Source organism: Eubacterium ramulus (assembly GCF_003122485.1).
Classification (GTDB): Bacteria; Bacillota; Clostridia; order Lachnospirales; family Lachnospiraceae; genus Eubacterium_I; species Eubacterium_I ramulus_A.
In genome coordinates, this window is record NZ_JRFU01000194.1 from 1 (window position 1) to 12,965 (window position 12,965).

9 protein-coding genes are annotated in these 12,965 nt (G+C 45.2%); 8 read left to right on the forward strand and 1 reads right to left on the reverse strand.

All coding sequences use genetic code 11. From position 1 onward, the window contains the following. Positions 1-98 precede the first annotated feature (98 nt). The 4 genes from LG34_RS15015 (at position 99) to LG34_RS15030 (ending at position 4,260) form a co-directional block, all read left to right on the forward strand. Entirely contained in the window at positions 99-1,475 is a 1,377-nt protein-coding gene (locus tag LG34_RS15015) for a hypothetical protein (RefSeq protein ID WP_109216793.1), read from the forward strand. Next, a complete protein-coding gene (locus LG34_RS16565; protein WP_146190242.1) occupies positions 1,468-2,145 on the forward strand; it encodes a DUF6320 domain-containing protein in 678 nt (225 codons plus the stop codon). Before LG34_RS15015 ends, LG34_RS16565 begins: the two co-directional genes overlap by 8 nt. Positions 2,146-2,312: 167 nt before the next feature. Beyond that, positions 2,313-3,299, forward strand: a complete 987-nt coding sequence (locus LG34_RS15025) for an alpha/beta hydrolase (protein ID WP_109216786.1) — start codon at positions 2,313-2,315, stop codon at positions 3,297-3,299. Continuing rightward, a complete protein-coding gene (locus LG34_RS15030) occupies positions 3,292-4,260 on the forward strand; it encodes a radical SAM protein (RefSeq protein ID WP_109216787.1) in 969 nt (322 codons plus the stop codon). The genes LG34_RS15025 and LG34_RS15030 overlap by 8 nt, the downstream gene beginning before the upstream one ends. A 320-nt stretch (positions 4,261-4,580) precedes the next feature. Here the strand turns inward: LG34_RS15030 and LG34_RS15035 are convergent, their stop codons facing one another. Next, on the reverse strand, positions 4,581-6,836 hold the full coding sequence (locus LG34_RS15035; protein ID WP_109216788.1) for an LTA synthase family protein: 2,256 nt from the start codon (positions 6,834-6,836) through the stop codon (positions 4,581-4,583). An 862-nt stretch (positions 6,837-7,698) separates the two neighbouring features. Here LG34_RS15035 and aspS point away from each other — a divergent pair. Genes aspS through gatB form a run of 4 tightly spaced genes read left to right on the forward strand, consistent with a single transcriptional unit; the run spans position 7,699 to position 12,892 of the window. Beyond that, positions 7,699-9,030 (forward strand): aspartate--tRNA(Asn) ligase, encoded by a 1,332-nt coding sequence (aspS, locus tag LG34_RS15040; RefSeq protein WP_109216789.1) that lies wholly within the window; start codon positions 7,699-7,701, stop codon positions 9,028-9,030. A gap of 13 nt (positions 9,031-9,043) precedes the next feature. Further along, entirely contained in the window at positions 9,044-9,961 is a 918-nt protein-coding gene (gene gatC / locus LG34_RS17525; protein ID WP_109216790.1) for an Asp-tRNA(Asn)/Glu-tRNA(Gln) amidotransferase subunit GatC, read from the forward strand. A gap of 17 nt (positions 9,962-9,978) precedes the next feature. Beyond that, entirely contained in the window at positions 9,979-11,442 is a 1,464-nt protein-coding gene (gene gatA, locus LG34_RS15050) for an Asp-tRNA(Asn)/Glu-tRNA(Gln) amidotransferase subunit GatA (RefSeq protein ID WP_109216791.1), read from the forward strand. Positions 11,443-11,458: 16 nt separating this feature from the next. After that, entirely contained in the window at positions 11,459-12,892 is a 1,434-nt protein-coding gene (gatB, locus tag LG34_RS15055) for an Asp-tRNA(Asn)/Glu-tRNA(Gln) amidotransferase subunit GatB (RefSeq protein ID WP_109216792.1), read from the forward strand. Positions 12,893-12,965 lie beyond the last annotated feature (73 nt).

Below are 12,965 nucleotides of genomic sequence, written 5' to 3' on the forward strand. Positions count from 1 at the left end.
GCTGACCAGAATCACGCACCAAGTCTCACGTGCGTTCGACTTGAACTGACAAGTTTTGTTATGAGAGAAAGTAAAAAAACAGGGATGTAATGAAATCTATGAGTAAAGAAGAAAAAAAGAAGCTGAAAGCTGAGAAAAAACAGCAGAAAGTGCAGGAGAAGCAGGAACGGAAAGAAGCCCGGTCTGCTCATAAGGAAACCAAGGATCGTGAGATCAAGTGGGGAAAACTTGACAATACGGCGCATCTGTTTCCAGTTATCGCCGGAGAGGGTATGACGAATGTCTACCGCGTGGCAATTATTTTAAAAGAAGAAATTCAGCAGGATTTGTTGCAGCAGGCATTGGATATGGTATTGCCCAAATTTTCGGTGTTTAACTGCAGACTGCGTCAGGGCATGTTCTGGTATTATTTTGAGGAAAATGGGAAAAAATCGCCGACGGTGCATGAGGAGCATACGTATCCGTGTCGTTACATTGATGAACACCGCAACCGGAGTTATCAGTTTCGTGTGACCTATTACGGATGCCGCATCAATCTGGAAGTATTTCATTCCCTGACGGACGGCAATGGTGCATTAAATTTCCTGAAGGAGCTGACGTATCAATATCTGCGCCTGTCTCATCCGGAGCTTGGTGAGAAGTACGGAAACCGGCTGCACAAGGATACTTCATTGAATACAGAAGACAGCTTTTTACAGAATTACAGAAAGAGCCGTTTTGAAAAATCATATAAATCAGAAAAAGCCTATATATTAAAGGGCAGTATGTTCCCGGAAGGAAAAATGGGTATCATTCATGGCCATATGCCGGTGGATGCGGTAAAACGCGCGGCAAAAAAATACGATGCCACCATCAACGAATTTCTGGTAGCAGTGTTTATCTGGGCAATCTATCAGGAATATTTAAAGGGCATGCCGTCCAAACGGCCAATCACTACCAGTGTACCGGTCAACCTGCGGCCGTATTTTAATTCCGTAACGACGAAGAACTTTTTTGTTATGGTTACGGCAACCTTTCATCCGAAGACTGAAAATCAGCCTTTTGAGGATGTGATCGGAGAAGTGAAAGAATCGCTGCGGGAACAGATCACAAAAGAACATCTGGAAGAGATCTTTTCTTATAATGTAACCGGAGAGAAGACGATGATCCTTCGAACGATTCCGCTGGTATTCAAAAAACTTGGTATGAAATACATTTACAACATGGCGGCAAGTGCGAATACCGCGACCATCACAAATCTGGGCAACATTCAGGTGGCACCGGAATATGAGGATTACGTGGATCATTTCAGTGTCATCCTGTCGCGTTCCAAAGGACAGAACCTGAAGATGTGTCTGTGTTCTTATAAGGGCACGCTGACATCCACGATCTCATCCGTGATGAAGGATACGAAGCTGCAGAAAGCATTTTACCGTTATCTGGTGGCAAATGATATTCCGGTAACAATAGAAAGTAATGGTGTGTATTATGAATAAATGTTGGAACTGCGGAGTGGAATTTATCGATCCGACCAACGTATGTCCACTTTGCAAATGTATTACAGAACGGGATGATGCGGAGGAAGAGGAGTTCAAACCGACGTATCCGTTTCGTCCGGACAAGGAAATAAAGAAAATTCAGCTGGCAATGAGCATCTATACGCTGGCAGCAATTATTGCAGAAGCAATCCTGGTGATCATTGATTTTCATGTGGGAGACCGGATCGGCTGGTCTATCATGACCGGAGCCTGCATGGTGTATGCGTATATTACATTGAAATTTTCCATTCAAAAGCACAATGGATATCAGTTTAAGATACTAATGCAGACGCTGTTAGGTGTTGCTGTCGTCGTACTGATTGATTTTTTGACGGGATTTTCCGGATGGTCGGTAAACTATGTGTTGCCGGCGGCTTTTGTTCTGATCGATGCGACGGTAATTGTTCTGATGATCGTAAATAGCAGAAATTGGCAGAGTTATATTCCGATGCAGCTGTTGCTCATCGTGCTCTGCATCATTCCATATATTTTGCATCATTTTGGAATTTCCAGTGATAGTATTATGTGTCTGATCGCATTGTGTGTGGCGATCTTTGTATTTGCCGGCAGTGTGATCATTGGAGGCCGTCGGGCAATGGATGAGCTGTACCGTCGTTTCCATGTATAGTATATCAGATGGGAGCCAATCCCACATCTGATATAGCCTCCGGCAGGATTGCAGAGGTGCGCAGTTGAAGGATGTCAAGCAATTGCATGACGCGCACCTTGCAGCAAGAATACCGAGGCATTCTTGAATAAGAGAGCAAAAATAGGATTAATATAGGAGAGAAGTGAATGTTACAGACCGACAACAGTATTCGCGGAAAAGTAATGCGTGAATTGATCGCAAGGGTCGCATCCGACAACCTGATCGGAAGAAAGTTAAAAAGCGGCGAACTGCGCAAAAAGATGACAGAACCCGAGTGGAGAGTGCCGGAATTTTACAATCTGCGCGTGATTGAAGAGAAAAACTGCCGTCTGGAATTATTGGAGTGTGATATCAAAAATGAGCGCCTGGTGCTGCTTCAGCTGCACGGAGGCGGATATATCGGGGGAATGCGCAATGCGTACCGCAGTTTTGCGGGACTTTACAGTGAACTTGGCCGGGGCATGAGCGTCTTGACAGTGGATTACCGTGTGGCACCAGAGCATCCGTACCCGGCGGCTCTGGAGGATGCCATCACCGGTTATAACTGGCTGCTGCAGCAGGGCTGGCAGGAGCATGAGATTGTAGTCGCAGGAGATTCTGCCGGTGGTGGACTGGCGTTGGCACTTTGTATGTATCTGAAGAATCAGAACCGGAAGCTTCCGGCGGGACTTATCTGTATGTCTCCTTGGACGGATATGACGCAGTCCGGAGCGTCTTATGATTTTAATTATGAGCGGGATCCATTGTTTGGAAATACCAGAGACAGTCTGATTTACAGCAGGGACTATATTCAGGATGAAGATCCGACCAATCCGTATATTTCTCCTCTGTATGGTAATTTCAGTGGATTTCCGCCGATGTTGATCCAGGTGGGAAGTTATGAAATGCTGCTGAGTGATTCCGAACTTGTGGCAGAAAAGGCGAAACGTGCCGGCTGCAAAGTGCGTCTCAGTGTGTATGAGGGAATGTTTCATATTTTCCAGATGGCAATGCTGATGATTCCGGAATCCAAACATGCATGGCAGGAGATCGGGCGTTTCCTGGAGATTATCGAACATCATCTTCCGGCAGAGCATCTGGATGAGGAAGACAAAGAAATAGAGTCCAAATTTGGAGAAGTTGAATATGAATAAATTTACTGATTGCTGTCTGTGTCCGAGAAACTGTCATGTGGATCGGACACAGGGGAAAACAGGTTACTGTGGACAGACCGATCAGATACGCGCGGCACGGGCTGCATTGCATATGTGGGAGGAACCCTGCATATCCGGCGATGCAGGTTCCGGAGCCGTGTTTTTTTCAGGCTGTCCCTTAGGCTGCGTATTTTGCCAGAATCATTCCATTGCAGCAGGAAGATTGGGAAAAACAATCGCCACGGAGCGGCTGGCAGAGATATTTTTAGAACTTCAGGATCAGAAAGCATGGAATATTAATCTGGTGACGGCGGGGCATTTTGCGCCGCAGGTAGTCCGGGCGCTGGAGTTGGCAAAAGGACAGGGATTAAAACTTCCAATCGTGTACAATACTTCCGGATATGAAAAGGTAGAAACGTTGCGGATGTTTGAAGGCCTGGTGGATATTTATCTGCCGGATTTTAAATACCTGAGTGCGGAGCTTGCTGATGCTTATTCCCATGCGGCAGATTATCCGCAGGTAGCAAAACTGGCGTTGCAGGAGATGGTGCGGCAGGTGGGAAGTGCTCAGTTTGAAATTGTATCCGGGGAAAATTTCGGGAGGGTTACGGATGAGCTGCTCACAGACGTGGATTATGGAGACGGTGAACTGGAACGGATGTTGCAGGGCGTGGTAGTTCGGCATCTGGTGCTTCCGGGGTATGTAGAAGAATCTAAAAATGTGATTCGTTATCTATATGAGACATATGGAAATCAGATTTATATCAGTATTATGAACCAGTATACGCCGATGTCCGGAATTGAAGTACAGTATCCGGAACTTGGAAGAAAGATTACATTGCGAGAATACGACGAAGTCGTGGATTATGCAATTGAAAGCGGTGTGGAAAATGGATTTATTCAGGAGGGGGAGACAGCGGAAGAAAGTTTTATACCGGAATTTGATACTTCTGGAGTGTAGTTGGTTCGGATAATGATAAGGTTTGAATTTTAGGTAGTGAAGGCGCCAGACATCAATCTTACCTCTGCAGCTGATAATCGCATGCCGAGGAAAGATTGCCTGTCTGGCGCCATATACGTTTTGCCAATTACTAATTTTATACTACAATATTTTGTATTGTAAAAAATAGCCAGAATGACTCGGCTTTGAAAGTTTCCGAGTGTACGTTGTAAATAAAGGGAGAAGAAAAACTTCCCTTGGCAAGCGATTGTCAGCTGCAAAGGGAAGTTTTCTTCTCTCTTATTCAATATCGTAAATTTAATTCACAAAACAATTTTTTCCTACTGAGCGGCAGTCGTAGTTGTCGCAGCCCCATCATCTGTGGTCTGCTCATCTGGCGGAATGACTACCGGCACACCAAGATCATCTCCGGAAGTATCCGGAACTTCCACATTATCTGCATCATGCTCATTGAAATCAGCCGGTGCATTAAATGTGATCGTATTGGAACTGCGGAAGATCGTATTGCTTGATCCAACCTGATTTACAACGATCTGTGAGCCGGCTTTTAAGTCTGCCATGGAAATCTCCAGACAGTTTCCGGAAATATATTCCGTAGAGACTTTTTCACCATCGATATAAACCTTACTCCAAGGAGTGAAGTTTTTACCAAACAGTGTCAATTTTGTCTCATCCGTATTCATGGAAGTGTGATCGATCACAACGTCCTGAACACCCATTACAAGGTCAGATGCCGGATATTTATCTACACCATGGTAGGAGTAGCGGTCTCCGTAAAGCAGATCATACTGCAGTAATTTCCAGTTTGTGAGGTAAGAAGCATCGTCAGTAGATACGCCTGCATTCATCTCAGACTGATGATAACGGAACATGGTTCCTTCGTGAATACCAAGCTGATCTGTGATATAAGACATCAACTGGTAAGCTGCCACGTCTTTATCCTGTTTTTCCAGACCAAAGTTGTTCCATGTCACGTATGTAGTGTCATACAGGTTTCCGGTATTCATATCGGAATCTTCCAGACCAAGAGTTGGAAGGTGATCGCCGTACATAACAACGATTGTTTTCTCATCACGTTTGGATAAAGTATCGATCAGGTTTTCAATAAATTTGTCAACTTCGTGAAGTTCGTTGATGTAGTACTCCCACTGATAATGCTCAGCTTCGGTATCACCGCCGGTTACCTGAATTTCCGGATTTTCAAATACTTTGTAATCCGGGTAGCTTCCGTGGCTCTGTACGGTAATGGTGTACAGGAAATCGGACTGGTTAGGAGTAGAATCCAGAGTCTTTGTTGTCTCGTCGATCAGAATGTTATCTGTCGGCCAGGAAGCAATTTCGTTATATTCTGTAATGTTCATCAGCTCTTTGCTGGTGAAGGTATCAAATCCCATCTGGGAGAAAACGGTTGCACGTCCGTAGAAGTTACCACCGTTGTTGTGAAGTGCGTGTGTTGCGTATCCGAGATCACCAAGGACGTCAGCAGCACTTTCACAGGAAGTATCTTTTAAAACCGTTTTGTATGGATATTCACCCAGACCGAAGAAACGAATGCCCATTCCTGTCAGAACCTCGAACTCTGTGTTTGCAGTTCCTGCACCGACAACCGGAACGGTAAGATATCCGGAAGTGTAGTTCTGCATTAATTTATGAAAATTCGGGATCGGGTCTTCAGAGTAACTTAAAAAGTTTAATTCGTACGGATCAATGAATGTCTCAAGCTGTACGAAAATGATATTTGGCATATCGGAAGAATTGACCGTTGTCTGAGCAGTTTTTACATTGTCATTGATCGTGTCGATGGTCTCTTCATTATAGTTAGCCGGTTTACTCATACCAGTGTCTACCACGCTGGCGGAGAAACTGTATACAAAACCGTAGTCCTTATATCCCTGAGCCAGATTTCCGAAGTATCCGGAAAGAATATCGGAATGGATAGCAGCTTTTGTGATAAAAGGAATCGTTGCTACACAGAGCACCAGTAAACCAAGGTTACGGAACAGGTGAACTCTTTCTTTGAATTTCGGTCCCTTGAATGCAAAAACGATCAGGAACGCTGCAAGTGCGATCAGCAGAGCGATAACTGCGATTTCCTGTCCGGCGGACAGATATTTGCTGTTTTTCATGGAGAGCAGGTCTCCGATCAGTTTCAGGTCTGCAAAGTTAAACGGTGTGACACGGGATGCAAGTACGCAGCCGTTGATGACACCGAGCAGCATCCAGAATACAGATATCACGATACGGACCAGTGCACGATGTTTGAACAGGTACACGATCAGCAGCGTTGCAAAAATCAGTAGCGCATTGTAAAGGAATGTCAGCGGGGAGCTGATGCAGAAGCTTACTGCTGAGGTAAAGGAATGTCTGGATACCCATTCAATCGCAAAAACCAGGATGCATGCCAGCAGTCCGTGGAACAGTAAAGAAAATTTGTTCATAAATTTTACTTTTGGACTGTCAGACAGATCCGGAAAATTGAAACTTTTCAGAAAACTGAAAAATCCATGTCGTCTTTTGGTGTTGTTGTTACCGATGATGATCGGTTTTTCTTTTCTTTCTTTTCTAAATGATTTCATATAAACTCCTTCTCTCAAAACGTACTACGAAAGATATAAACTTTACTATTAAGTTAAAAGAATTTTACATAACCGTACAGATATTAGTCCCAATTTTACAAAAAGTCAATTAAAAAAGTATAAAATGCACGATATGAACAAAAAAAATTCATATAGTCATTTTCTTTTGTAGAATAATACAGCAGAATTGTCTGTTTATGCTATTTATTTTAAGGAACGTTCCTATTTGTATTGGAACGTGCTTTATGAGTTACTAAATAAGCAGTAAACAGATTTTTATCTTATTTTTTGGGTATTATAAATTATATAATAAGGAAACTTTTGGAAGAAAAAGTAAATAATTTCTTAAGATGTCAGATAATGAATGGAATGAAAAATAAAATTTGGGTTGTATTTATGGAAAAAGATAATGCTTTTCACATGAAATTTACAGAAAAAGATACCATTATTGTATGATTAAGGCTTGCAAACCGAAAAATGTTGTGCTAAGATACAAAATCATGAGCAAATGCGTAGAAGGAGACTCTTGTCTTCAGAAACCGACAGGAATACGGCGTCACCGACTGAGAACGCTGTTTGGCGGAGGAGATGAAGGGAACACTCTGGAGCAGACAGATTGAACGAGAAATTCAGTAGGTCTGTACGGATCGCACACGTTACGTGCCTGAGTGGGGAAAGACACAGATCATGAGTGTTTTGTAGTATTGTTTTTCTCAATGCGGGTGGTACCGCGGAATAATATAAAAGAACATTATTTCGTCCTGGGATACAAAGACGTATCCTTAGGGCGATTTTTGCTTTTTTGGGAGTTTGTTCCGTCCCGCACCTTACAACATTTTATGCAAAAGGAGTGTACGAAACAATGAAAATGATGACCGGTGTAATGCCAAAAGAGACCATGGAAATCAGCGAAATCCTGGCGTCTGACCTGTATGGGCAGACGATCAGCGTCAACGGAGCCGTTCATACGGTGCGTGACATGGGCGAAGTCGCCTTTGTAGTCCTTAGAAAAAGAGAAGGCCTGCTGCAGTGCGTATATGAAGAAGGCGTGACTGCCATTGACCTGAAGGAACTCAAAGAAGGTGCAGCTATCGAGGTGAGCGGTGTATTAAATAAGGAAGATCGCGCGCCGGGAGGATTCGAGATCCGCATGAAAGAGGTCAAAATCCTTTCCGAACCGACAGAAAGCCTGCCGCTTCCAATTGCGAAATGGAAGATGAATACTTCCCTGGAAGCCAAATTAAATCACCGCGCCGTAGCTCTGAGAAATATCAGAGAGCGTGCCACCTTCCGGATTCAGGAAGGCATCGTAAGAGGCTTCCGTGATTTCCTCTATAGTCAGGAATTTACAGAGATCCACACACCAAAGCTTGGCGCAAAAAGTGCCGAGGGCGGAGCCAACCTGTTTAAGCTGGAGTATTTCCACAGACCTGCGATCTTACAGCAGAGTCCACAGTTTTACAAACAGATGATGGTGGGCGTGTTTGACAGAGTCTTTGAGACAGCACCGGTTTTTCGTGCGGAAAAACATAACACAAAACGCCATTTGAACGAATATAACAGTCTGGATTTTGAGATGGGTTACATTGACGGATTCGAAGATATCATGGCGATGGAGACCGGATTTTTGCAGTATACCATGGAACTGCTGAAAAAAGACTATGCGAAAGAGTTAGATATTTTGCAGATCGAGCTTCCGGATGTAAGCCAGATTCCGGCGATCCGTTTCGATGAGGCAAAACAGCGCGTGGCTGAAAAATATGACAGACAGTTCCGTAATCCATACGATCTGGAGCCGGAGGAGGAGCATCTGATCGGTCAGTATGCAAAAGAAGAATTCGGCAGTGATTTTGTATTTGTCACACATTATCCGTCCAAGAAACGTCCGTTTTATGCGATGGATGATCCGGCAGATTCGACCTACACCTTAAGTTTTGACCTGCTTTACAAAGGTCTGGAGATTACAACCGGTGGACAGCGTATTCATCAGTATGATAAATTAATGGAAAAGATCGCCCAGCGTGGCATGGAGACAGAGGGCATGGAGCATTACCTGTCCGCGTTCAAATACGGTATGCCGCCACATGGTGGACTTGGTATCGGTATGGAGCGTCTGACCATGCAGCTGATCGGAGAAGATAACGTCCGGGAAGCAACCCTGTTCCCGAGAGACCTGAGCAGATTAGAGCCATAGGAGGAGAAAAAACGTGAGACATACAGGAACACAGACAATAGCAACAGAACGCCTGACTTTACGGCGTTTTACGATAGAAGATGCAGAAAATATGTATTACAACTGGGCGAGCGACCCGGAAGTGACAAAATATCTGACCTGGCAGCCACACAAAAGTGTGGAAGAGACCACAGAGATTCTGCAGCAGTGGGAAGAAGATTACAGCAAAAATGATTTTTATCAGTGGGCCATCGAGGTAAATGACATCGAGCAGCCGATCGGAAGCATCAACGTGGTATCGCTGGATGAAGATGTACAGAGTGCAGAAATTGGTTACTGCATCGGAAAATCCTGGTGGCATCAGGGCTACACCACGGAGGCAGTGGAGGCAGTCATCCGTTTTCTGATGGCAGAAGTCGGAGCCGGACGTGTCTGGGCACAGCATGATGTGGCAAATCCAAATTCCGGTGAAGTGATGAAAAAAGCCGGCATGGATTACGAAGGAACCCTGCGTCAGTCCGCAAAGAATAATCAGGGCATCGTGGATTCCGCTGTTTATGCAAAAATCAGCCATGTAGCACTGGACGAAGAACCGGAAGAAGAGGAGCAGACCAGTGGTGCATCTGTCACAAAAGTGATGGCAGAGGACGGAACCATGAAAAATGTCATTTCCGATGACACCATGGAATATGTCGGCATTCTGGCAAAACTGGAGTTGAGTCCGGAAGAGGCAGAATCAGCAAAAAAAGACATGGAAGATATGTTGGATTACATTGATCTCTTAAACGAGCTTGACACCACAGGCATTGAGCCAATGTCCCATGTATTTCCGATTGAAAATGTATTCCGCGAGGATGTTGTGACAAACGGAGACGGCAGTGAAGCGACACTGAAGAATGCTCCGGAGCAGAAAGATGGCGGATTCAAAGTACCGAAGACAATCGGCGAATAAGAACGGAGGACATGGAAATGAGTTTGATGAGTTTGACAGCTGTAGAGCTGGGAAAAAAGATAAAAGCAAAAGAAGTGACCGTGGAAGCTGCCGTTCGGGAAGCTCTGAATGCGGTACACGCAAAAGAAGAACAGGTACACAGTTTTGTGACCGTAGATGAGGAAGGCGCCCTTGCCCGTGCGAAGGAAGTACAGGCAAAAATCGATGCAGGAGAGCTGACCGGCCCGCTGGCGGGTGTCCCGGTAGCTATCAAGGACAATATGTGTACGGAAGGCCTTTTGACCACCTGTTCCTCAAAAATTTTATATAACTTTATACCGACCTATACGGCAGAAGCAGTGAAAAAACTGGAGGAAGCCGGAGCGGTCATTATCGGAAAAACAAATATGGATGAGTTTGCCATGGGAAGTACCACAGAGACTTCCGCTTACGGCGAGACAAAAAATCCATGGAATACAGAGCATGTTCCGGGAGGATCTTCCGGCGGTTCCTGCGCAGCAGTGGCAGCCGAGGAGTGTTCCTTTGCTCTTGGTTCTGACACCGGCGGTTCCATCCGTCAGCCGAGTTCTTTCTGCGGCGTAACCGGTATCAAACCGACATACGGAACAGTTTCCCGTTATGGACTGATCGCCTATGGTTCTTCTCTGGATCAGATCGGACCGGTGGCAAAAGATGTGACCGATTGCGCAACGATTCTGGAAGCAATCACTTCCTATGATAAAAAGGATTCTACTTCCGTAAAAAGAGATGATACCGATTTTACTTCTGCACTGGTGGACGATGTCAAAGGCATGCGTATCGGTATCCCGAAAGATTATTTTGGGGAAGGTTTAAATCCGGAAGTAAAGGATGCAGTACTGGCAGCAGCAAAAGTACTGGAAGAAAAAGGTGCCATTGTAGAAGAATTTGACCTTGGACTTGTAAAATATGCGATTCCGGCGTATTACGTTATCGCCTGCGCAGAAGCAAGCTCTAACCTGGCACGTTTTGATGGCGTAAAATACGGTTATCGTACCAAAGAATACGAAGGCCTTCACAACATGTATAAAAAATCCCGTTCCGAAGGATTTGGTCCAGAGGTAAAACGAAGAATCATGCTTGGCTCTTTCGTTTTAAGTTCCGGATATTATGACGCGTATTATCTGAAAGCACTGCGTGTTAAAGCGTTAATCAAAAAAGCCTTTGACGATGCATTTGCAAAATATGACATGATCCTTGGACCGGCAGCACCGACCACGGCACCAAAGCTTGGCGAGAGCCTGCAGGATCCGATCAGCATGTATCTTGGCGATATTTACACAATTTCCGTCAACCTTGCGGGACTTCCGGGCATTTCCCTTCCGTGTGGCACGGACAGTCAGGGACTGCCGATCGGTTTACAGTTGATAGGAGACTGTTTCCAAGAGAAAAAAATTATTCAGGCAGCATACAGTTTTGAGCAGACACGTCCATATCAGCACAGCCCGCTGAGTCTGGCGTAGGAAGGAGGAGAAGATAATGAGTAAGAATTATGAAACAGTCATCGGACTGGAAGTGCATGTAGAGCTTGCAACCAAAACAAAAATCTTCTGTTCCTGTTCCACAGAGTTCGGAGGAAAACCAAACACACACACCTGCCCGGTTTGTACCGGTATGCCGGGTTCCCTTCCGGTGTTGAATAAACAGGTGGTAGAATATGCCATGGCAGTTGGTCTGGCTACAAACTGCAGCATTACCCGATACAGTAAATTTGACCGGAAAAACTATTTTTACCCGGATAACCCACAGAACTACCAGATCTCACAGTTATATCTGCCGATCTGCCGAAATGGTTATGTGGAGATTGATACACCGGCGGGCAAAAAACAGGTGCGCATCCATGAGATCCATATGGAGGAAGATGCTGGTAAACTGGTGCACGACGAGTGGGAGGACGTATCCATCGTGGATTACAACCGTTCCGGTGTGCCGCTGATTGAGATCGTATCTGAGCCAGATATGCGTTCCGCAGATGAGGTGATCGCTTATCTGGAGACACTGCGCCAGACCATTCAGTATCTGGGGGCATCCGACTGTAAATTAAACGAAGGTTCCATGCGTGCCGATGTCAACCTGTCTGTGCGTGAGGTCGGTTCACCGAAATTTGGAACCCGTACCGAGATGAAAAACCTGAACTCCTTCAAGGCGATCGCACATGCTATCGAGGGTGAGCGTGAGCGTCAGATCGAGCTTCTTGAAATGGGAAGAAAAGTTGTGCAGGAAACCCGTCGTTGGGATGACAATAAGGAATCTTCTCATGCAATGCGTTCCAAAGAGGATGCGCAGGATTACCGTTACTTCCCGGAACCGGATCTGGCACCAATCGTCATTTCCGAGGAGTGGATTAACGAGATCCGAAGCCGTCAGCCGGAACTGCGTCCGCAGAAGCTGGAGCGTTACCACAGAGAGTACGATATTCCGGATTACGATGCAGAGATCATCACCGGAACAAAGCATATGGCAGATCTTTTTGAGGAGACTACAAAAATCTGTGGCAAGCCGAAAAAAGTATCCAACTGGCTCATGGGTGAGACCATGCGTCTGTTAAAAGAGAACAGCATGGAAGCAGAGGAAATCTGTTTTGCACCGGAGCATCTGGCTGCATTGATCGAGCTGGTAGATGCGGGTACTATCAATGGTTCCGTGGCAAAAGAAGTATTCGAGGAGATGTTTAAATCAGACGTTGATCCGGAGAAATATGTCGAAGAAAAAGGTTTGAAAGTGGTCAATGACGAGGGGGCTCTGAGAGAGACCATTGAAAAAGTCATTGCGGAGAATCCGCAGTCGGTGGAAGATTACCATAATGGTAAAAAGAAGGCTATGGGATTTCTTGTTGGACAGACCATGAAGGCGATGAAAGGAAAAGCAAATCCGGCTATGGTGAATGCGATTTTGCAGGAACTTCTTGCTTAGGGATTCTTGTTTAGGGATGGCTTAAAAATTTAACCGAATCAAGTAAGTCCCCTGCTTCAATTGCGAAAAGCAA

Coding starts and splice junctions, on each gene's coding strand:
- LG34_RS15035 (WP_109216788.1), bottom strand. CDS start 6,836: ATGAAATCATTTAGAAAAGAAAGAAAAGAAAAACCGATCATCATCGGT.
- LG34_RS15025 (WP_109216786.1), top strand. CDS start 2,313: ATGTTACAGACCGACAACAGTATTCGCGGAAAAGTAATGCGTGAATTG.
- LG34_RS15015 (WP_109216793.1), top strand. CDS start 99: ATGAGTAAAGAAGAAAAAAAGAAGCTGAAAGCTGAGAAAAAACAGCAG.
- gatA (WP_109216791.1), top strand. CDS start 9,979: ATGAGTTTGATGAGTTTGACAGCTGTAGAGCTGGGAAAAAAGATAAAA.
- LG34_RS15030 (WP_109216787.1), top strand. CDS start 3,292: ATGAATAAATTTACTGATTGCTGTCTGTGTCCGAGAAACTGTCATGTG.
- aspS (WP_109216789.1), top strand. CDS start 7,699: ATGAAAATGATGACCGGTGTAATGCCAAAAGAGACCATGGAAATCAGC.
- LG34_RS16565 (WP_146190242.1), top strand. CDS start 1,468: ATGAATAAATGTTGGAACTGCGGAGTGGAATTTATCGATCCGACCAAC.
- gatB (WP_109216792.1), top strand. CDS start 11,459: ATGAGTAAGAATTATGAAACAGTCATCGGACTGGAAGTGCATGTAGAG.